The sequence below is a fragment of the Robertmurraya sp. FSL R5-0851 genome, from assembly GCF_038002965.1.
GTDB lineage: Bacteria > Bacillota > Bacilli > Bacillales > Cytobacillaceae > Robertmurraya_A > Robertmurraya_A beringensis.
This window is the reverse complement of record NZ_JBBOOE010000001.1, coordinates 2,222,413-2,244,116: the sequence shown is the minus strand read 5'-3', so window position 1 is coordinate 2,244,116 and position 21,704 is coordinate 2,222,413. Positions and strand designations below refer to the sequence as shown.

The 21,704-nt window shown below is 37.6% G+C and carries 19 protein-coding genes and 1 riboswitch; of the genes, 16 read left to right on the top strand and 3 right to left on the bottom strand.

All coding sequences use genetic code 11. The features are described 5' to 3' along the window. Positions 1-43: 43 nt before the first annotated feature. From MKX65_RS11355 to MKX65_RS11315, 9 genes are all read left to right on the top strand, one after another. Positions 44-1,060 carry a substrate-binding domain-containing protein gene (locus tag MKX65_RS11355; protein ID WP_160548851.1) on the top strand — a complete coding sequence of 339 codons (1,017 nt, stop codon included), beginning with the start codon at positions 44-46 and terminating at the stop codon, positions 1,058-1,060. Between the two features lie 249 nt (positions 1,061-1,309). After that, positions 1,310-2,599, top strand: a complete 1,290-nt coding sequence (locus MKX65_RS11350) for an extracellular solute-binding protein (RefSeq protein WP_160548852.1) — start codon at positions 1,310-1,312, stop codon at positions 2,597-2,599. A gap of 72 nt (positions 2,600-2,671) precedes the next feature. After that, entirely contained in the window at positions 2,672-3,556 is an 885-nt protein-coding gene (locus MKX65_RS11345) for a carbohydrate ABC transporter permease (protein WP_340903673.1), read from the top strand. Between the two features lie 22 nt (positions 3,557-3,578). Beyond that, entirely contained in the window at positions 3,579-4,418 is an 840-nt protein-coding gene (locus tag MKX65_RS11340) for a carbohydrate ABC transporter permease (protein ID WP_377057882.1), read from the top strand. Between the two features lie 13 nt (positions 4,419-4,431). Next, a complete protein-coding gene (locus tag MKX65_RS11335; protein ID WP_340903672.1) occupies positions 4,432-5,514 on the top strand; it encodes a Gfo/Idh/MocA family protein in 1,083 nt (360 codons plus the stop codon). Positions 5,515-5,757: 243 nt separating this feature from the next. Then, positions 5,758-6,732, top strand: coding sequence for an aldo/keto reductase (locus tag MKX65_RS11330; RefSeq protein ID WP_160548855.1), 975 nt, complete (start codon positions 5,758-5,760; stop codon positions 6,730-6,732). 490 nt (positions 6,733-7,222) lie between these two features. Continuing rightward, positions 7,223-7,483, top strand: a complete 261-nt coding sequence (locus tag MKX65_RS11325) for a BrnT family toxin (protein WP_160548856.1) — start codon at positions 7,223-7,225, stop codon at positions 7,481-7,483. Between the two features lie 2 nt (positions 7,484-7,485). Then, on the top strand, positions 7,486-7,845 hold the full coding sequence (locus MKX65_RS11320; RefSeq protein WP_160548857.1) for a CopG family antitoxin: 360 nt from the start codon (positions 7,486-7,488) through the stop codon (positions 7,843-7,845). Between the two features lie 291 nt (positions 7,846-8,136). Then, on the top strand, positions 8,137-8,691 hold the full coding sequence (locus MKX65_RS11315; protein ID WP_340903671.1) for a hypothetical protein: 555 nt from the start codon (positions 8,137-8,139) through the stop codon (positions 8,689-8,691). Between the two features lie 88 nt (positions 8,692-8,779). Here MKX65_RS11315 and MKX65_RS11310 read toward each other — a convergent pair whose 3' ends face one another. Next, a complete protein-coding gene (locus MKX65_RS11310) occupies positions 8,780-9,319 on the bottom strand; it encodes a cupin domain-containing protein (RefSeq protein WP_160548871.1) in 540 nt (179 codons plus the stop codon). Positions 9,320-9,514: 195 nt separating this feature from the next. On the opposite strand from MKX65_RS11310, the gene MKX65_RS11305 reads away from it, so the two are divergent. Then, positions 9,515-10,159: an alpha/beta hydrolase gene (locus MKX65_RS11305; protein ID WP_340903670.1), complete on the top strand. Its 645-nt coding sequence runs from the start codon at positions 9,515-9,517 to the stop codon at positions 10,157-10,159. 74 nt (positions 10,160-10,233) lie between these two features. Further along, complete coding sequence (locus MKX65_RS11300) at positions 10,234-10,662, top strand: DoxX family protein (RefSeq protein WP_340903669.1); 429 nt, start codon at positions 10,234-10,236, stop codon at positions 10,660-10,662. 321 nt (positions 10,663-10,983) lie between these two features. Here MKX65_RS11300 and MKX65_RS11295 read toward each other — a convergent pair whose 3' ends face one another. Then, complete coding sequence (locus MKX65_RS11295; RefSeq protein ID WP_160548861.1) at positions 10,984-11,637, bottom strand: PAS domain-containing protein; 654 nt, start codon at positions 11,635-11,637, stop codon at positions 10,984-10,986. Between the two features lie 266 nt (positions 11,638-11,903). Here MKX65_RS11295 and MKX65_RS11290 point away from each other — a divergent pair, with 266 nt between their 5' ends. The 5 genes from MKX65_RS11290 to nrdG all read left to right on the top strand — a co-directional run bounded on the left by MKX65_RS11290 (position 11,904) and on the right by nrdG (position 18,780). Continuing rightward, on the top strand, positions 11,904-12,806 hold the full coding sequence (locus MKX65_RS11290) for a polysaccharide deacetylase family protein (RefSeq protein ID WP_160548862.1): 903 nt from the start codon (positions 11,904-11,906) through the stop codon (positions 12,804-12,806). Then, a complete protein-coding gene (codA, locus tag MKX65_RS11285; protein WP_160548863.1) occupies positions 12,803-14,062 on the top strand; it encodes a cytosine deaminase in 1,260 nt (419 codons plus the stop codon). Before MKX65_RS11290 ends, codA begins: the two co-directional genes overlap by 4 nt. A gap of 126 nt (positions 14,063-14,188) precedes the next feature. After that, the gene (gene codB, locus MKX65_RS11280; protein WP_160548864.1) at positions 14,189-15,451 is read left to right on the top strand and encodes a cytosine permease; all 1,263 of its coding nucleotides are present in this window, start codon (positions 14,189-14,191) and stop codon (positions 15,449-15,451) included. Positions 15,452-15,610: 159 nt separating this feature from the next. After that, positions 15,611-15,789: riboswitch (cobalamin riboswitch) on the top strand. 228 nt (positions 15,790-16,017) lie between these two features. Next, on the top strand, positions 16,018-18,264 hold the full coding sequence (locus MKX65_RS11275) for an anaerobic ribonucleoside triphosphate reductase (RefSeq protein ID WP_340903668.1): 2,247 nt from the start codon (positions 16,018-16,020) through the stop codon (positions 18,262-18,264). A gap of 18 nt (positions 18,265-18,282) precedes the next feature. Next, positions 18,283-18,780: an anaerobic ribonucleoside-triphosphate reductase activating protein gene (gene nrdG, locus MKX65_RS11270; RefSeq protein WP_340903666.1), complete on the top strand. Its 498-nt coding sequence runs from the start codon at positions 18,283-18,285 to the stop codon at positions 18,778-18,780. Between the two features lie 536 nt (positions 18,781-19,316). Here the strand turns inward: nrdG and metE are convergent. Continuing rightward, on the bottom strand, positions 19,317-21,617 hold the full coding sequence (gene metE / locus MKX65_RS11265; protein ID WP_340906223.1) for a 5-methyltetrahydropteroyltriglutamate--homocysteine S-methyltransferase: 2,301 nt from the start codon (positions 21,615-21,617) through the stop codon (positions 19,317-19,319). Between the last annotated feature and the right edge of the window lie 87 nt (positions 21,618-21,704).

Sequence of the window (21,704 nt, the reverse complement as noted above, 5' to 3'; positions counted from 1 at the left end):
TTTACAAAGGAAAACGTTTTCTCCAATTCGAGGTGGTGATTGTATGTCCATTACTATTCAAGATATTGCTAAAGAGGCACAGGTTTCAATCTCAACTGTTTCAAGAGTCATTAATAAATCAAAAACAGTTAGTCCGGAATTACAGAAGAGAGTAGAAGAAGTAATTAAAAAAAATGATTTCAAGCCTAATTCCTTAGCAAGAGGTTTAATTACTAATCAAACAAACATTATCGGAATTATAGTACCGGATATCTCAAATCCCGTATTCGGTGCTTTAACGAAGGGAATTAACAGTGTTTGTGAACAAAAAAATTATACTTTAATGGTTTGTGAATCGGGGGGGAAACAGGAAAAGGAAATTGAACTATTAAAGATATTAGGAGATAAAAAAATAGATGGTGTTTTATTTGCAGGAGTCGATGTAAACCCTACTCTAATAGATGGAATGAAAAAGAATGAATTCCCAGTAGTTTTGGTCACTCAAGAAGCATCAGGTGGGGAAGAAATATTATATACAGTCGTTCATGACAATATTCGGGCAACATACGATGCGGTCTCTTTTTTAATTGAAAATAATCATAAAAAAATCGCATTTATAGGCGGACCCGAAAATGATTATTCGTCTGGGCAAAAACGGATGAAAGGATTTCAGTTAGCCTTAAAAGAAAACGAACTTGTAGTTCCGGATTCATATATTGAACATGGGGATTTCACCTTTGACTCCGGATATAATTGTATGAAGAGAATTTATGAAGAAAATTTAGTATTACCAACTGCAGTAATGGTCTGCAACGATGTAATGGCTATTGGGGCGATCAGATTTTTAAAAAGTGCTCAAGTTTCAGTTCCTGACGATATTTCCATTTTAGGGTTCGATGACTCAGAAATAGGAAAATACTTTACCCCTGAATTATCGACGGTTAGAATTTCTTACTTTGATGAGGGTGTTAAAGCAGCAAAGACGCTTTTTAAGCTTATGAGTAAAAAGAATACAACGATACCAAAGACACAATTTGTACCACATAAAATAATTAGAAGAAATAGTGTGCGTAGAATATAGATAAACTTTAAAGATCAGGAAATCCTTTTCCTGTTCTTTTTGTTTTTCTTTTTTATTTTTTACATAAATGACACTATTTTAGTATTTAGAGGGTAGAATTAAAGAAAACCTATTAAAATAATATAAATTTTTTAAAAATTTTGATTGATTTGAGACATCCTTATAATCTATAATTCTATTTAACGGAGGAAAACGTTTTCACATTAGGAAAACGTTTTCCTAAATTTAATTTAAGGTGGGGGATACTTAATGAAGCAAAAAGTTAAAAAATTATTGGCACCATTAGTTGCAGGTTCACTCATTTTTTCTTTAGCAGCATGCAGTGGTAAATCTTCAACTTCAAACTCGGAATCATCAAATGAACCTGTGACAATCACGTTCTCATTTGACCAAGGAATTGGAAAACCGGCTCAACAATTGATCGATGAGTACAATGCAAGTCAAGACAAAGTGAAAGTGGAAACGAATATTTTGCCACAGGATGCAAACGTGGTTCATGATGATTTCGTCAACAAGTTAGCTTCTGGTGATACAAGTGTAGATGTTATGGCTGTGGATGTGGTCTATGTATCAGAGTTTGCTGCCGCTGGCTGGTTAGAAGATTTAACTCCACATTTTGATGAATCTACACAAGATAAGTACCTGCCTGGAACCATTGATGCGGCAACGTACGATGGGAAACTGGTATCGTTCCCATGGTTCACTAATGCAAGCGCTCTATTTTACCGTAAAGACGTGCTCGAACAACTGGGAGTACAACCGCCTACTACATACCAAGGATGGATGGATCTTTCAGAAAAAGCAAAGGGTGTAAATGGGGTTGAATATGTGGCAGATTTCCAAGCCGCACAATCGGAAGCTTTGGTTTGTAACTGGGTAGAATTTGTAGCGAATAATGGAGGGGAAGTATTAGACTCTTCTGGCAAACCAGTTGTAAATTCTGAAAACAATATCGAAGCTACAAAAATTATGGCTGATTTAGTGAAAAATTATGCTCCAGAAGGAATTACCACCTATACAGAACCAGAAAGTGAACAAGTATTTTTAGATGGTAAAGCTTTATTTTTACGTGATTGGTCTGGATTCTGGAGCCAAGCAAACCGTGAGGGTTCAAAAGTAAAAGACCTAGTTGGAGTAGCTACTTTACCAATTGGTCCAAATGGGGATGAACCACATTCAACTTTAGGTGGCTTAAATCTTGTCATCAATAAAGCCATAGACGAAGACCAAAAAGAAGCAGCTGTTGACTTCATAAAATATTTGTCTGGTGAAAAAGCACAAAAAGAAATGAATTTAATCGCGGCACAACCACCAGTATTACAATCGGTTTATACAGATCCAGAAGTTCTAGAAGTCAATCCGTTTTACGAAGAGTTTTATGGAATTATTATGAATGGTAAAGCAAGACCGATGTCTCCTAAGTACGCAAAGGTTTCTGATGCTATTCAAAGAAATATCCACTCTGCTTTAACTGGAGAAGTGAGCGTGGAAAAGGCGCTAGATAAGACCCAAAGCGAACTTGAAGAGTTAAGCAAATAAGAAAAAATGAATATCACCTGCAGAATACCTGACTTTCTGCAGGTGATTTCATAAGAAAGGATAAATGTGGGAATGAAAAGTTCACTGCAAAAACAGGAAACGAGAGACGCCTGGATCATGATGTCCCCAGCGATTATCATGTTGTTGATTATTGCTGTTTATCCAATCGTAAGAACTTTTTGGATTAGTTTGCATGAAATGGTGTTGACAGACCCAGGTTCTGGATTTCCGTTTATTGGGATTGAGAATTATGTGAAATTGTTTCAAGATCCAAGAGCATTAGCTTCCATTGGTTTTACATTTAAATTCACGATAACGACCGTTGTATTGGAATTGATCATTGGTGTGGGTGCTGCACTCATCATGAATAAAACGTTTAAAGGACGAGGAATGGTCCGGGCAGCCATTTTGATTCCATGGGCGATTCCAACAACTGTATCTGCTCTTATGTGGAAATTTATCTATAATGACCAGTATGGCTTGTTTAATGATGTGTTATTTCGAATGGGGATTATTGATGAATATAAAGCTTGGTTAAGTACAGAGAGCGGTACCTTCATGGCGCTTGTGATCACAGATGTGTGGAAGACGGCTCCGTTTATGGCTTTATTAATACTAGCTGGACTTCAAATGATCCCGAATGAATTGTATGAATCTGCCAAAATTGATGGAGCAAATGCCTTTCAGTCGTTTGTGAAAATTACTTTGCCAATGGTAAAAAGTACGATATTAGTTGCTTTGTTATTCAGAACATTAGATGCATTTAGAGTCTTTGATTTGGTTTCCGTTATGACCGGTGGGGCCAATGGATCTGAAAGTGTATCTTTATATGCGTATAATAACCTGATGAAATTCCTAGATTTCGGATATGGTTCTGCGCTGTCTATTCTGATTTTTATCATCGTCTTTATCATTAGTCTGATTTACATGAAAGCTTTAGGCAAAAATCTAGCTTAGTTTCAGGAAAGGAAGGTATAAGATGGATGTTAAAACGAAGAAAATGCTAAAAAATTCCTTGTTTTATATCATGGTCCTCTTGTTTTTAGTCTTTATTATGCTGCCATTTATCTGGCAATTTTTAACGTCAATAAAACCGCTGTCGGAAATAGCATCTATACCTGCAAAATGGTTTCCGAGCAAAATAAACGTCCAATTTTATTTTAACGTGTTTGAAAAACATCCGTTTGCACGGTATTTATTAAATAGTTTTATCGTTGCTTCGATTACAACATTTTTAAGCATCTTGATTGGCGCTTCTGCCTCCTATGCTTTGGCAAGGCTCCGCTTTAAAGGGAAAAAAGTAGTGCTTATGGCGATTTTAAGCATTTCGATGTTCCCTACAATTTCAACCGTAAGCCCATTGTTTTTAATTTTAAAGAATCTGGGGTTATTGAATACATATGCCGGGTTAATCATTCCTTATATCACATTCGCTTTGCCGTTATCGATTTGGTTGTTAACTAATTTCTTCAGTCAATTACCGAAAAGCTTCGAGGAAGCAGCTATTCTTGACGGGTGTACTAGGATGCAAATTTTCTTTAAGATCATGCTGCCATTAATCAAGCCTGCCACATTCTCGGTAGCTTTGTTGGTGTTTATCAATTCATGGAATGAATATATTTATGGATTAACGTTTATGACAGATGACAATATGAGAACGGTACCGGTGGGAATTTCTCTATTCCCAAGTAACTATGAACTTCCATGGGGTGATATGGCTGCCGCTTCGATTGTCGTAACCGTACCGCTAATTATTTTAGTCTTATTATTCCAGAAGAGGATTATTGCAGGGTTAACATCAGGTGGAGTAAAAGAATAAAGGAGGAGTCAACATGGGGAAAATTCGATTTGGACTAATTGGTTCTGGGTGGCGTGCTGAATTTTACATACGAATTGCGAGGGCGATTCCTGATCAATATGAATTAACAGAAGTATTGATCAGGGATAAAGAAAAAGGGGAGAAATTCGCTGAAACCTTTGGGGTGAAAGTGGTGAATTCTTTAGATGACTTGATGCAAAGTAATCCAGATTATGTGGTATTGTCGATTAAGAGAGGTACAGTTACCGATTATTTGATAGATTTATTCAAAAAAGGGATTCCAGTTTTATGCGAAACGCCTCCTGGCGAAACCATTGAATCGTTGGAAGAACTGTGGGAACAAGCGAAAAAATACGATGCAAAAATACAAATAGCCGAACAATATTTTCTTCAGCCTTTATATGCTTCCTGGCTGAAAGTCATTCAAGACGGAAAACTTGGAGAAGTAAGTAACGTTAATCTATCATCGCTGCATGGATATCATGGAACGAGTATGATTCGGAAGTTTCTTAATATTGATTTTGATAACTGTGTGATGTACGGGAAAAGGTTTTCCTTTGATGTAACAGAGACATATGGGCGTGAAGGCATGCTTTTCGACGGGGAGACTTTTTCTTGTAGAAGAGACCGTTTGACTTTGGAATTCGAAAACGGAAAAGTCGCGTTTTTTGATTTTTCCGACCCTGCTCAGTACCACTCATTTATACGAACACGTCAATTGACTATACAAGGGGTTAGAGGAGAAATTGACGATTTGACCGTTCGATATCTTACACCTGATAACGTACCTGTTACACAAGAATTAAACCGAATCGATTTGGGAAGATACAGCAATCAGGAATGGTCGCATTTCGCACTGATGCTAGGCGAAGAATTTGTTTATAAAACTCCTTTCAAGAATGCTAGATTGAATGATGATGAAATTGCCGTGGCTACCTGCATGCTTTTGATGGGTGAATATTTGTCTACCGGCAAGCCCTTTTATTCGTTAGATGAAGCATTACAAGATACATATCTTTCTCTAATGATGGAAGAGGCTCTTAACCATCCGAATATAGAAATTAGAACGTCAATCAGAGCTTGGGCGGAGGCGTAACACCTCTTTATTAAGAGATTCGTCGATCTCATCAAGTTGATCAGATTCTGAAATGAATACGATACTTTTAATTGGGAATTTTCTGTACTGGATTCGGCCAATGATGAAATCAGATTTTATGGAAAAAACATGATGTGCGTTGCACGTTGTTTATCGATTTGAAAACAAATCAATCAGTCATTAATTATGTAGATGAAAACGGGGAAATTGCTCAATATTTGATATAAAAGGGAGAGAGTATGTATGAAATTACCAATCAATGAAAGTGGATTAGCGGCTAGTCAACTTATTTACGGATGCATGGGGCTTGGAGGGGGATGGAATCGAGATCCGATCCAATCTGAGCATATTACGCAAGCACACGAAGTAGTGGAACTTGCGCTGGAAAACGGAATTAATATGTTTGATCATGCTGATATTTATGCATTTGGAAAAGCGGAAACAGTCTTTGGTCAAGTATTGAAAGAAAAACCAACTTTACGTGAAAACATGATTCTTCAATCGAAACTTGGGATTCGCTTTCCTGATGAGGAAAAAGGCTTGCCTGCACGCTATGATTTTTCAAAGTCTTATATACTTGATAGTGTCGATGGTATTCTTTCTAGGTTAAATATAGATTATTTGGATGTTCTCTTGTTACACCGTCCAGATGTCCTTATGGATTCAAGAGAAGTAGCAGAGGCTTTTCACCAATTAAAATCTTCAGGAAAGGTCCGTTACTTTGGTGTTTCGAACATGAGTGCCGGGCAAATCCGTTTATTGCAAAATAACTGCAATGAGAAGCTCATTGTCAACCAATTAGAAATGAGTCTAGATAAAATCGGCTGGCTTGAAACAGGGGTGCATGTGAATCAAGTGGCTGCACGTGACAATGTGCTCCCTGAAGGAACGCTTGAATATTGTCAATTAGAAAATATCCAACTGCAAGCGTGGGGTTCACTGGCAAAAGGAATATATACAGGGCGCGACCTTGAAAATGCCGGCGAGAATGTTAAGAATACGGCTTTGTTGGTGCAAAGGTTCGCAGAGGAAAAACAAGTTTCGCAGGAAGCCATTGTGCTGGCGTGGTTGATGAAGCATCCGGCAGCGATACAACCGGTTATTGGAACAACAAACCTTGCACGGATTCAGGGGTGTGTCGAGGCATTAAAGGTGACGCTTAGTCGTGACGAATGGTACACCTTATATGTTAGTTCAAGAGGAGTAAGCTTGCCATAGAACAGTAAGCAATAATTAACCAAGATAGTTAATAAGTAAAATAGATTACTAACAAAGAAAGGGTCCTTATACAGGGCTCTTTTATTTTGTCTTGAAGGTGGTACGGTATCGGTTACGTTAGTGACAATTGAGAATTGCGGTAAAGTTCCACACGTGAGAAAAAGAGAGATTACAATCGGAGAAGGGGAATATGTATTCAGAGGGTGAAGTAGGTAATGTAATAGATAAGTAAATTACAAGATATTGAAAAAAATGTAGAAAGGTATTGGATAGTAAAAGATACAAAATAACTATGTGAAAGTCGAAAGAATATATGGACCATGTGATAGAGACTCAATGAGAGAAATATATAAATAATGATGGACCAGGACAATCATTACTATTAATTCTTCTATATGTTCCCAACTTAGATTGGGAACATAATAAAAAATATAGTGTGCTATGTATATACTGTAATATATACATGTATAATAAGGGAGAGGCTGGAATCGTGTTCGATTGGGATAGACACAATATATGGAAAGTAGAAAGACACAATCTTTCAACGGAGGAAGTAGAACAAGTGTTTTACGATCCCAACAGATGTAAACACAATGCATACGACGGAAGAAGAAAGATAATTGGAATGACCGAAGATGGACGATTGCTAACTATTGTTTATGAGAAAAGAGAGAAAAAAATTAGACCAATCACAGGTTGGGATTCAGAAGAACCAGAAAAACGTGCCTATAACAGAAGAAGGAGGAGTTAATCATGACTTTATCAAACAGAAAAGAACCAGAGTTGAATAAAAATGGAAAAATCATTATCCACCATGAATCTGAAATTCCAAAAGGAATGACCGAAGATGAAGCAGTTGAGTTTTGGGAAACCCATAGAATGAGCGAAGAACTGCTAGAAGACAGTTACATTCCTGAAGATGACGAAGATGACCTACCACCCCCTAGAAAGACCTCAACAAGTACAAAACCAATTAATATAAGATTCGAAGAGGATTTGTTAGAAAGATTACAACATTTAGCTGCAATCAAAAGCATTCCTTACCAAACCCTATTAAAGCAATTTGTAACGGAAAGAGTTTACGAAGAAGAAAAAAGAGAAAAGGTACTATAAACCACCAAGAAACGGTGGTTTTTTTGTTGTGGATAAGAAAGCCCTAAGCTAGCTCTAAAGTTAATGAAGCAATCCCTACTATTCTCCTATTTAGGCTTTACCTGACCATAAGATTTAACTTTTTACTGCACTCGGCAATCTTTTTGAAATTAAGTTAATGATTTGAGCAGTTTATACATGTAAGCCTTCAAGACAGTTTTACTGTTTGTTTATGGATTAGATTTTCAATTTTTAGGTAACTTATAAAAGTACACAAGCAAAGATAGACATTTTATTAAGGAAGTGCAGTGGATGAATCCAAATATCCGACTAAGCCAAGGTGAGAAGGTATTAGGGACTGAATATACCATATTAGATTTTTGGCAATGGGGATTTTCCAACATCTTAACAAATAATTTAAGAGGGATATTTGCAGAATTTTTAGTTGCTTCGGCACTTGGGACTGTAAATCAATCCAGAATAGAATGGGAAGCTTATGACTTGATCTATAAAGATAAGAAAATAGAGGTGAAATCAGCTGCTTACATTCAGGCTTGGTATAGTGGTAAACCATCGAAGATCAGCTTTAGCATCGGGCATAAAAAGGAATTTGACTACGAAACAAATAAATATAGTCCAGATGCCAAAAGGAATGCAGACATCTATGTCTTTTGTCTAATGAAAGAAAAGGATCCTACTATTATTAATCCACAGGATACTAGCCAATGGGAATTTTACATTGTACCAACAACAAAACTAAATGATACCTTTCCCCAACAAAAGACATTAACTTTAAGGTCATTACAAAAAGTAGCAGAGCCTGTATTATACTTGGATATTATAAAGGTAATTGGTGGTTTTTGCTAATAGAGTCTCCACCAAGGAGTAAAACATGAAAAATAGGGACGGTTCCTTTTGCTTCTAACAAGAGCGAGGGAACCGTCCCTTTTAAAAATCATAATACATCTATCAATTCAGTTTCCGAATAGATAGAAATAAATACTACGGCTTTACTATCTCCAATGTTTTTAACGTAGTGGGGGACACTCGCATTCCAACTAAAGGAATCACCTTCTTCTACAATAAATGAATCCTCTCCTTGTTCAGCCAGTATTTTTCCTTCCAAAACTAAGTGACACTCTTCTCCCTCGTGTGAATGAGGTTCTCCAATGGAAGTTCCTGGGGGGAATTCAACGATCATCGTTCTCAGTCCGCCTTTGGATGCTAAGTGCTCAATTTTTAAATGATTAAAAGAAGAATTGGTTCTTTCCTCTTTCCGAACCACACGCATATGCTGCTTCTTTTCTAACAGTAAATAGGGTAGAGGGACATCTAAAAACGTTGCAATGGTACTTAATGTATTAATAGAAGGTGAAGTATTGTTGTTCTCTACATTGCTAATAAATCCTTTAGAAAGACCTGTTCCTTCACACATCTGAGAAATGGTGATATTTTTTCTGTTTCTTATGGCTCGAATTTTGGCTCCAATATCCAGACGAATCATCTCCAATGTTTTCAATTATGAAACATAATTATATATTAGCAAATAAACTGTTGACATACTATATCTTTGGTTGTTATCTTATAAACAACAAGTATTCATATTAAGAAACAATTTTTTTGTTCAGGTGTTTTCTAATAGAGAATTGTTTTCTATATGAGTAAATATTTTAAGGAGGGATGAGGTATATTGAATTCACCAATGATTTATGAACTTCGTAAACCATCTCAAATTGAGCCAAATAAAACCTATCCTGCTATTTTTGTGATGCATGGTATGGGAAGTAATGAACAAAATATGCTGCCGCTTGTTCAGGGACTAGAAGATACGTTTTACATTTTTAGCGTTCGTGGTCCTTTAGCTCAACCACCAGGTTTTGCATACTTTACCATTCAAGGCTTTGGTAAACCACATAGAGAAGCATTTGACCATGCAATCAGTGAGTTGACTACCTTCATTGATTATGCAACTGACAATTATCCAATCAACCCAGATAGCATATATTTACTTGGATTTAGTCAAGGAGCGATTTTGTCCATGACGCTTGGCTTAACATTGGGGAACCGAATCAAGGGGATTGTTGCCCTAAGCGGTTATATTCCTGGATTCGTTAAAGAAGAATACAACATGAAACCTGTTAATCAGCTTTCATTGTTTATTTCTCACGGTAAATTTGACAACGTACTACCGTATGAATGGGGAGTAGACAGTCATGTGTTTTTCCAAGGGCTAGGGTCACAAGTTACTTTTCAATCCTATTCAGAAGGACATACAATTTCAGTAGAAAACCAACAAGACTTGATGAAATGGATTCTAGCTGATTTAAATAATTAACCAATTCTAATCAGAGTTTGGAGATTCAAAAAAGTAATCTCAAAACAAAATTAAACCACGGAGGAAAAAGAAAAATGGAAAACAAGTTTGAATTAAGTTCTGTCATTTTACGAGTAGTATTAGGAATCATCTTTTTTATTCACGGATTCGTTAAATTCCAAGGTGGGATTGAAAATACGGTAGGATGGTTTAGCAGCATAGGGCTTCCAGGGTTTCTTGCTTACGGTGTGGCTTTAATAGAAGTTGTGGGAGGACTTGCCTTAGTACTTGGGTTATTTACAAGATGGGTTTCCGTTCTTTTTGCGGTACTTATGCTCGGAGCCATCTTAAAAGTGAAATTAGCGGCAGGTTTTTTAGGAAATGGTCAAATGGCTGGATATGAATTAGATTTAGCATTTTTAGTAATGGCCGTATCTCTTGCTCTAACAGGTTCTAATACTTTTGCATTGGATCAGCTTATTTTTAAAGGACAAAAGACGAAAAGTGCAACATCCCTAAATTAAATGATGTAAAAAATATCAGAGCATTACCTCCATTCAGGGGTAATGCTTTATTTATTTGGGTAACAAAGTAAGGGTAGAACGAGTGGTTGGCAAAACAGATGTAAACTATCGTACGGGGGAATCATACGGGACGCTTGACCTTATATGACTGGTTACTATTAAACAGAAAAATTACCAAGGGATATATGGAGATTACTAGTAAAAATTATATAAAATTTAAGTTTCCTCTTTTCTTCGGAAAACAAGTGTGATGATTAACTAGTTGAGACAAATATGAAAAAAGGGTGACTCTATTTGTCCCCTTTTTCCTTTTTGAAACGATCATATTCTAATTTCCTCAAGATAATTATATATCGTTTGCTTTGATACCTTTAACGTGTCACTTATCCGATCGATGGCTCCGTTAATTAAAAACACCCCTTTGTCATCTAATAGTTTGACAAAGGAAAGCTTATCTTCTCTTTTCATATGATCGATGGGAGTGCCAATTTCTTGGAGTGTATCTTCAATAATATGATGAAAGATTTCCCCAATATCTTTCGGATACATTTCAGGTATCGGATTCATTCCAACAATATCCGGGGTCATGGTTAAATTGTGAAGCATTTGGTTGGCTGAAATAAGAGCGGAGATATCAAAATTGATGCCGATACAACCGATCACTTTGCCTTCTTCATTCCTTATGAAGGAGATGGAGGCTTTTAAGATTTTTCCGTCAATCGTTCGTGTCGTAAAGCCAAGCATATCCTTTATTTGATCTCCATGTGTATGCAATTCTTTTAACATAACATCAGTAACAGGCGCTCCCGTCTTTCTCCCCGTTACGTTTCCATTCAAATAGATTAACGATGATTGAAAATGAGTTAAATCATGTATCGTGACCTCACAATAACTCCCGAATGTAGCTACGATCATATCCGCAATGGGCTTATATCTTTTTAAGAGGGGATTCTCGTCTCTTTCTAAACTATTCATTAAAACAACCTTCTTTCTATATAATCTCCGATGATCTATGTAATGAATTATACCATACCTTGTTAAGTCGAAGACCCTGGTTTTTGATGAAAATAAAGTGATTTTGATTTTTTATCAAATTTATAAGCTTAATTTTAAAAATAACAAAAACTAGTTTTAATTTTTATAAAAAATTATGTTATGTTTTCTTACAACTGAATAGCACGACCGATCAAGTTCCCTTATATTAAGCGTATAGTAAGAATGTTTATTGGAGGAAGTTTAATATGGTTGATTCTATTAAATGGCCCAATGGGAAGAAAATAGCGGTACTTCTCACCTTTGATGTAGATGCAGAAACTGCACATTTTGCTGATCAGCACAACATCAATCGGCCTTCGGTCTTATCGATGGGAACCTATGGCAGGAGAGTTGGTTTAAATCGTGTTTTAGAAGTGTTGAGAAAGCATAACGTTCCTGGGACGTTTTTTGTTCCAGGTGCAACAGCAGAACTTGACCCTACCGTCCTCGAGAGAATTATTGACCAACATCACGCCATTGGACATCATGGATATCTACATAAAAGATCGGATATGTTGTCTATTGAAGAAGAGGAGGCTGAGTTGGTTAAGGGTATTGAGGTTCTCCGCAAATATACAGGAAAGAAACCCATGGGCTATCGAGCGCCTTTATGGGAAATGCACTCAAGAACACCTGATTTACTAAAAAAACATGGTTTTGTATATGATTCAAGTCTGCAAGCTGATGATGTACCGTATTTAATCGATGGTGGGGACAATAGCCATTTACTAGAGATACCAGGGACTTGGCTGCTAGATGATTGGGAACAGTTTGCTTTCTCAGGTGATTGGACAATGCCGTTTCAAATCGAAGAACCTGATAAGGTCTTTCGATTGTGGCAAGCGGAATTCGATGGTTTATATGAGGAGGGACGATGCTTTAACTTAACGATGCATCCTCAGCTCATTGGCCGTTCGTCAAGAATTGCATTGTTAGATAAATTAATATCTTATATGAAGGAAAAACCACATGTTTGGTTTACTACTGGAGATGAATTGGCACAGTATTGGCAAAAAGGAGAATTAGAATTTGAGTATATTCCTTTCCCAAATACAGATATTCTATTTCCACTTGAAAAAAAAAATCTTAAGGAGATGACTAGAGGATGATATTAAAAAATGCAAAGCTGTATGGCCAGAAAGGATTATGGAGTATTGAGATTAAGGAAGGAGAAATTAGTAGAATCATTCCGGCTGATCAGCCCATATCAATTAATGATAAAGTCATAGATTTAACAGGAAAAATCGTTTTACCACCTTTTATAGAACCACATATTCATTTAGATTATGTCCTAACGGCGGGAACTCCTAGATGGAATCAATCGGGTACCTTATTTGAAGGGATTCAGTGTTGGTCTGAAAGAAAGTTGGTTGTAAAAGAAACCAAGGAAGATATTAAAAATCGAGCTTTAAAGGCATTGAAAATGCAGATGAAACATGGTGTTCAGTATGTTCGAACCCATGTCGATACAACGGATCCAAGCTTACTTGGTCTACAAGCTTTATTAGAAGTAAAAGAAGAAGTGAAATCTTGGATGGACGTACAAATTGTCGCCTTTCCACAAGAAGGAATTTATGCGTATCCCAAAGGAGATGAGCTGTTAGAAGAGGCTTTAATCATGGGGGCAGATGTAGTGGGCGGTATTCCACATTATGAGTTTACTAGAGAAGATGGTGTTCAATCGGTCAAAAAATCGTTCGAACTAGCCTATAAATATGGGAAAATGGTAGACATCCATTGTGATGAAATTGATGATGAGCAATCAAGGTTTTTAGAAGTGGTGGCAGCAGAAGCGTATAAGTTAGGAATGGGAGAATTAGTTACAGCCAGCCATACCACTGCGATGGGTTCTTATAATGATGCGTATACGTATAAGCTTTTCAAACTATTGAAACAGTCCAACATCAATTTTGTTTCCCTTCCAAAAGCGAATCTACATTTACAAGGAAGATTTGATAGCTATCCTAAACGTAGGGGCTTAACACGAGTGAAAGAACTTCTACAATCCGATATAAATGTTTGCTTTGGATTAGATTCCATTATGGACCCGTGGTACCCGCTAGGCAATGGTGATTTATTAAGAGTGGTGGAAGTAGGATTACATGCGTGTCAGATGACTGGTTATAACGATATAGTTACAGCCCTGAATCTCATTACGGTGAATGGAGCCAAGACTTTAAATATGAAAGAAAGTTATGGCTTGACAGTTGGAAACCAAGCGAACTTAGTTGTACTGGATACAGATTCTGAATATGAAGCCATTAGATGTCAATCATCCATTTTATATTCCATCAGAAATGGGGAAGTTCTTGTTGAAACGATCCCGGCGGAAGTAAAAGTGAATATCCCCACTTTTACAAAATAATGTGATACTAACACTTCTGTGAGAAATGACACCGAGCGTCTCGCTAAGATGCTCTGGTGGAATTCAAAAAACGTGAATGTTGATACCAAAAATCTAATCTTATAAATACCTTAGGGGGTTTTAATTATGGAGCATATGGATAAAGATTTTGCATTAGAGCCAATTCCACAGGGGCACCGTAGAGGCTTTCTATCCATGTTTTTTGTCATGCTAGGTTTTACTTTCTTCTCTTCTAGCATGGTAGCTGGAGGAACGTTGGGTCAAGGGATGGGCATGAAGGAATTTATTGTCATTGTTTTGATCGGTAATTTAATTCTAGGTATTTATGCCGCGTTTCTTGGACTAATAGGAGCCAAGTCAGGACTAACTACTCATTTATTAACCAGTTATTCGTTTGGTAAGAAAGGCTCGTATCTTACTTCCTTTTTGTTAAGTGCGATTCAAGTGGGATGGTTTGGTGTGGGTGTGGCCACATTTGCCTTAATGGTGAACAAGGCAACGGGAATTAGCTTGCCCTTACTCATCATTGTATCTGGTATTTTAATGACCTCAACCGCTTATTGGGGGATGAAGGCATTAACCGCGCTTAGTATCGTGGCTGTCCCTGCCATTGCTATTTTAGGAAGCTTTTCGGTGTTCAAAGCGACGGCAGATGTGGGTGGCTTTACGGCTTTAATGCAACTAGAACCCACCGAGAGTATTTCTTATACGTTAGCTTTATCCATTTGTATTGGGTCATTTATCGGAGGAGCCACGTTAACGGCGGATTTTACGAGATTTTCAAAAAACAAAAGGGACGGCTTCCTAACTACCTTTATTGCTTATTTTATTGGTAACTCATTAATGTTTACTTTCGGTATGGTTGGAACATTAGCCATCGGTTATGCAGATATTTCTGATGTTATGGTTTCTCAAGGATTAATTATTCCAGCCATTATCGTTTTAGGTCTAAACATTTGGTCCACCAATGATAATTCACTCTATACATCGGGCTTGGGCTTTTCTCACATTACCAAATTACCAAAGAATAAAATCGTTTTATTTAATGGAATGCTAGGTACAGTGCTTTCCATGATTGTCTATAATAACTTCATTAGCTGGTTAACTATTTTAGGATCGACCATTCCTTCCATCGGTGCGATTATCTTAGTGGATTACTTCTTATTAAGAAGAAAAACGGGCTATCTTCAAACAGAAGTTAAAAATGTTAATGCAAATGCTATTGTTGCATGGGCCGTAGGTATAGTGGCAGCCAACTTATTACCTGGTATACCACCCGTTAATGCAATAGTAGCTGCCGTTATGGTCTATATTGCAGCTACATCACTTGAAATTGTAGCGAAGAGAGGTAGTATCGTAAAGGATGAAGTTACGACACCAGTTGAATAAGGCAATGTTATTTGACGGAGTGAAAACTTCGTCTATTTTTTTATTGGGAAACAGGGTTTACTTGAGGAAGTCTAAATTTTACATTTTCGTGAACTTCCTATTTATAGATTTACTTTCCATTTCAAGGGTGGTACACTTGATTCTATTAAAAACAATATATGGTGTTCGTTTTATACAGGTACTACTATATGTAGTTTAATAGGGAAATTCGGTGTGATTCCGATGCTGTCCCCGCAACTGTGAAGCTGACGATGATTCAATGCCACTATGCAACTGCATGGGAAGGGAATCGGAGAATGAAGCCAAGCCAGGAGACCTGCCTATATAAAACAGATGAATCATTTCTTCGGGGATTGAGGAATGGAGACGTAACCATTTTTTTATTTCTGAACGTTTCCATTTTAGGCTATCTCTTTTAAAGAGATAGCCTTTTTATATGACGACGAAAAGAGGGATTTGATGAAACTTTATGCTTAAACCATCTGAACTGCTGCTAGAAAACCTCCCTATTAAAAATGTAATCAACCACCATTCTTCACCTACATATCCTATTACGAAAGAACGTGATGATTTTGCTAATGATGAATACCTTACAAGAAGTAATCAAACGAGATAAATGTATGGTTCCGTTTTGTCCTGAAAAAATCATACAGGCTGTTGAAAAGGCTGAACGAGCTACAGAACCAGGAATGACAACGAACCTAGCTCAAAAGGTAGTGGAAGCTTTACATACACAAATCCAACAAAGGCAAATTTCAGTAGAAGAAATTCAAGACTTTGTTGAAATGGAGCTAGTGAAGAATGAAAGAATCGACGTAGCAACTGCCTATATTTTATACCGTGAAGAAAGAACGAAAGCTAGAAATGGAAAATCATTTGATACGATGGAGCAGATTATTCGTGCGGAATCAAACGATATTACGAAGGAAAATGCCAATATGAGTGCGGAGACACCTTCGGGTATGATGATGAAGTTCGCAAGTGAAACAACAAAAGCTTATACGACAGCCGAATTGTTGAAACCGGAACATCATTTCTTGCATCGAACGGGAGCGATCCATATCCATGACCTGGATTATTATCCAACTCGAAGCTTAACTTGCTTACAACATCCGCTTGATCAACTGCTCGAAAAGGGAATGGAGGTGAATCATGCTGCACTGCGTCGTCCCAACGGGATTCATGGGGCGGCAATTATGGCGTGTATATCTCTTGAGACTGCTCAAAATGAAATGCACGGAGGACAAGCCATTCCAGCATTTGATTTCTATATGGCTCCATTTGTTAAAGTAACGTATGAAAAAGAATTAAAGAAGGCTTGTGAATTTACGGGAAGTGATTTTGATAAATTAATGGCTGTTCCTATTTCTGTTTATAAGGAAAATGATTTGGATGGTTTGAGCGGAGAGGAAAGAGTCATTCAATATGCATTGAATCGTACCATAAATACGGTGTATCAAGCGATGGAAGGGTTTATACATAACATGAACAGCATTCATTCGCGCGGCGGGAATCAAGTTGTTTTCTCTTCCATTAATTACGGGACAGATACCTCTCCAGAGGGACGATGTGTGATGGAGCAGCTACTCCTTTCAACAGAACGTGGCGTTGGTTATGGGCATACAGCTATTTTTCCGATTCAAATTTTTAAAGTGAAAGACGGTGTCAACTTGAAAGAGGGCGATCCTAATTATGATTTATTCCAATTAGCTTGTCGCGTAACGGCAAAACGTTTCTTTCCAAACTTTATCAATTTAGATGCGCCCTTTAATCAGCATGAAAAATGGAGTGCCGGAGATCCAACACGTTATCTGTATGAAGCAGCTACCATGGGTTGTCGGACTCGTGTATTTGAAAATATTCATGGAGAAAAAACTTCCGTTGGTCGGGGGAATGCTTCCTTTACTTCTATTAATCTAGTGCGAATCGCATTAGAGACATGGGAAGAAGGAAAAAAAGAAAGAATTTCTGAAGGTGAGAAATGGAGCCGTTTTTATGAAAAACTTGAGTATTTACTAGAAGAAGTGGGTGAACAATTAAAAATCCGCTTTGATTTCCAAAAACAAGCTTTCGCGAAACAGTTCCAAACGGTCATGAAATATTTATGGCGGGGTGGAAGTGAATTAAAACCAGAAGACTCTATTGAAAAGGTAATCAATCAATCTACTTTAGCAATTGGATTTATTGGATTAGCAGAATGTTTACTCGTTTTAGTGGGGAAACATCACGGAGAATCGGATGAAGCACAAACAAAAGGGTTGGAAATCGTCACTTTTATGCGAGATAAATGTACGGAACTAAAAGAACGATATCAACTTAACTATAGCTTACTTGCTACACCCGCCGAGTCGTTATGCAAAAAATTTCCAAAACATGATCGAGAACGTTTTGGTGAAGTAGAAGGAATTAATACTCGAGAATACTATACCAATTCAAACCATGTCCCAGTCTGGCATCACTTGACTGCGGTTAAGAAAATGACCATTGAAGCACCGTACCATGCCTTAACGTTAGGTGGACATATTGCGTATATTGAATTAGATGGAAAAGCATTAGAAAACTGGCAGGCGATCGAAAAAATGGTGCTCATGGCCCATCAATTAGATATCGGCTATTTCAGCTTAAATCATACGATCTGTCGATGCATAGATTGTGGACACGAAACAAGCGATGCCGATGCAACCATATGTGAATACTGTCATGGCGATCGGTTGGATGTTATCCAACGTATTACTGGATACCTGGTTGGTACAACAGGCAAGTGGAATGATGGTAAAAAAGCGGAATTACTAGATCGAGTGATTCATTCATAAAAGGCAGGGGGGACGAAATTGAAAATCGGAGGTTTCTATTCTGATTCTATCTCGAATGGTGTAGGGTGGAGAGCGGTTCTCTTTGTATCAGGGTGCCCGCATCATTGCCTTGGATGTCATAATCAAGAATCCTGGGATAAAGACTATGGTGAACCTTATGTGGAAGATGATATTTACAACCAAATGATGGAGAATCCTTTTTTAGATGGATTAACCTTATCCGGTGGAGAACCTTTTCTTTATTGCCAAGAGCTCTTTTCGTTAGTGAAACGTGTAAAAGCAACGGGATTAAATATTTGGTCGTATACAGGCTTTACATTTGAAGAACTTTTACGTTGGGCTGAAAGGAATGCGGATGTACAACAATTTCTACAGGAAGTAGACGTATTAGTGGATGGTAAGTTTTTAATCGAGAAAATGATACCGAAGAAACGTTTTCGGGGAAGCAGTAATCAGCGGATTATTGATGTACAGGCTTCCTTGAAGAAACAAGAGGTTGTATTATATATGGCTTAAGGGAAAGAGCCTGTTTTTATTCCTAGTATGTTTCCATTCAGGTGCTTTCTTATTAAAAGACACAAGAATCGTATGCACTTATCTGTTGGGGGATCAGGTTAAGCACCCGAGCGGAAAAATAGACGGAGAAATTCCGCTTAATTAGTAACTTGTACTAAAAAAGGCATAAATAGACGGATAGATTCCGGCTATTGGCTCGAAAAAATAGAAAATGGGGGATTTTTCTTTGCATAAGCGGAAAACTTCCCCTTATTTAACCCGAAACGAGCTCGATTCTGCATTTAACGGAAAAATCTCCGCTTATTTCACTTTTGCTGGTTACTCGAGAACTCATAAATCCAAGAGAACCTCATTTTTGTCCGAGGCGGTGAACGGTATCACAAGTAAGTGAGGTTTTATAAAAGGCTGTTTTCGTAAAGTTTGTTGTTTTGAAAAAATCCCAAATGCCGTCTCTTCTTTCTATATAGGGAAAGAGCCTATTCTGAACAATCATTCTTCAAAATAGGCTCTTTCTTTTCTTTTATACCGTATCTAAATTATGATCCTTTTATCACGAGCAATCTTTCTCTCGTTTGTTTGGCTGCTTCTACCATTACCTTCAGTGAAGCAATGGTCTCATCCATCCCTCTTGTTTTTAACCCGCAGTCAGGATTGATCCAGAACAGCTTTGGGTTAAGGACTTGAAGGGCACGATCAATGTTTCTTGTCAGTTCTTCAAGCTTTGGTACACGTGGACTATGAATATCATAGACACCGAGACCGATGCCTTTGTCATACGTATGTTCTTCGAAGGCGTGAATCAATTCACCATGACTTCTAGATGTTTCGATTGAAATAACATCCGCATCAAGCGCTGTAATGGCATCGATGATATTTTTGAAATCTGAATAACACATATGTGTGTGAATTTGTGTTTCATTTTGTACGGATGTTGTGGCAAGTTTAAAAGCATAAACCGCAGCATCTAAGTAACTTTCCTTTTTCTCCTGTTTTAGTGGTAGCCCCTCACGAATGGCTGGTTCATCCACTTGAATCATACGGATTCCATTTTCCTCAAGAACTTCCACTTCTTTTCGAAGCGCCAGGGCAATTTGATTAGCAACCTCATAGCGTGAAATATCATCTCGTACAAACGACCAGTTTAAAATGGTAATAGGACCTGTCAACATTCCTTTTACAGGCTTGGTTGTTAACGACTGGGCATATACCGTTTCTTTGACAGTCATCGGTTCTTGAAAGGATACATCCCCATAAATAAGAGGTGGCTTGACACAACGGGAACCATATGACTGGACCCAGCCGAATTTGGTAAATTGAAAACCGGCCAATTTTTCACCAAAATATTCAACCATATCTGTCCGTTCAAATTCGCCATGCACGAACACATCTAGACCCAGTTCTTCCTGAATGTCAATCCATTTTTTCATTTCCGCTTTTATATATTCTTGATAATCCGCATCAGTTAACTCGCCTTTACGCCATTTTAAACGCTGTTTCCTCACTTCTTGTGTTTGTGGGAAGCTTCCAATTGTGGTCGTTGGAAGAAGGGGCAATTGAAAAGTCTCATCTTGAATCTGTTGACGAACCTCAGATGTTGTCTCCCGTTCAGCTCTAAACGTACGCAAGTTTTGAATGTCTTCTTGAACTTGTGTGTTGTTACGAGAGGCTGAATGATTTAGTGCTTGAATCGCTTTTTTACTTGCTGAAATTTCTTTCTGTATGGTTTCTTTCCCACCTTGTAAGCCTTTGGTCAGTAGAACAATCTCCTGTAATTTTTCATCAGCAAACGATAATGCCTCTTTTAACACTTCCTCAAGTGTTTCTTCATTCTTAACGGTTACAGGTACATGTAACAAGCTGGATGAAGGCTGTAGGATCAGACGGTCTTTTGAGACAACTTCCGCAATTTCTGAAAGAAGGGAATACTTATCATCTAGATTCGCACGCCATATGTTACGCCCATCAATGATTCCGGCAGCTAGCACTTTATCTTGTGGGAAGCCAAACTTTTTCAAAGCAGCGAGGTTTTGATTGTTATCATGTACAAAGTCAAGTCCAATTCCTTGAACAGGAAGGGAGATGACCTCTTCATAATGGTCAATGCTTTCAAAATAAGTTTGTAAAATCACCTTAATGTTCGGAGCTGCATCATTCAACTGTTTATAAACATCGTGAAATAGAGCCATGTCTTCTTCTGAAATCGTTGTAGCTAGGATTGGCTCATCGATTTGTACCCATTCGACACCTTCTTCTTGTAATTCAGTTAAAATAGTAGCGTAAAGTGGGACAAATTGATCAACTACTGTTTTTAAGTCATTGTCTTTATAGCCCTTTGATAGTTTTACAAAGGTAATGGGTCCTAAAATCACTGGTTTTCCGAGAATATCCAGTTTTTGTTTCGCCTCTTTATAAAATTGAAGGGGACGGTTCTCCACAAGGGAAGGGACTGCCTCGTAAAGTTCTGGAACAATATAGTGATAGTTTGTGTTAAACCATTTAGTCATTTCAGATGCAACCGCACCTTTCGTACCTCGTGCGATATCAAAATATGTTTCAAGTGATACTTTACCTCCCGTGTATTCATATCGTTTCGGTACAAGACCGAACATGGTAGCTGTATCGAGAACATGATCATACAAACTGAAGTCACCAACAGGGATGAAGTCAATTCCTTGTTCCTTTTGTTTCTGAAGAGAGGAAAGGCGGATTTCCTCCATCTGTTGTAAGAATGTCTCTTTTTCTAGTTTGCCTGTCCAAAACTGTTCGAGCGTTTTTTTCCATTCTCGGTTTTCACCAATTCTTGGATAACCTAAATTTGAGCTTTTTACCATCGTTATTTTACACTCCTTGTTTGATTGTATTTTCGTCTTCAACAAAAAATCTCCCTTTTCAATGAGAAAAGAGAGATTCATACGCATAGTTAA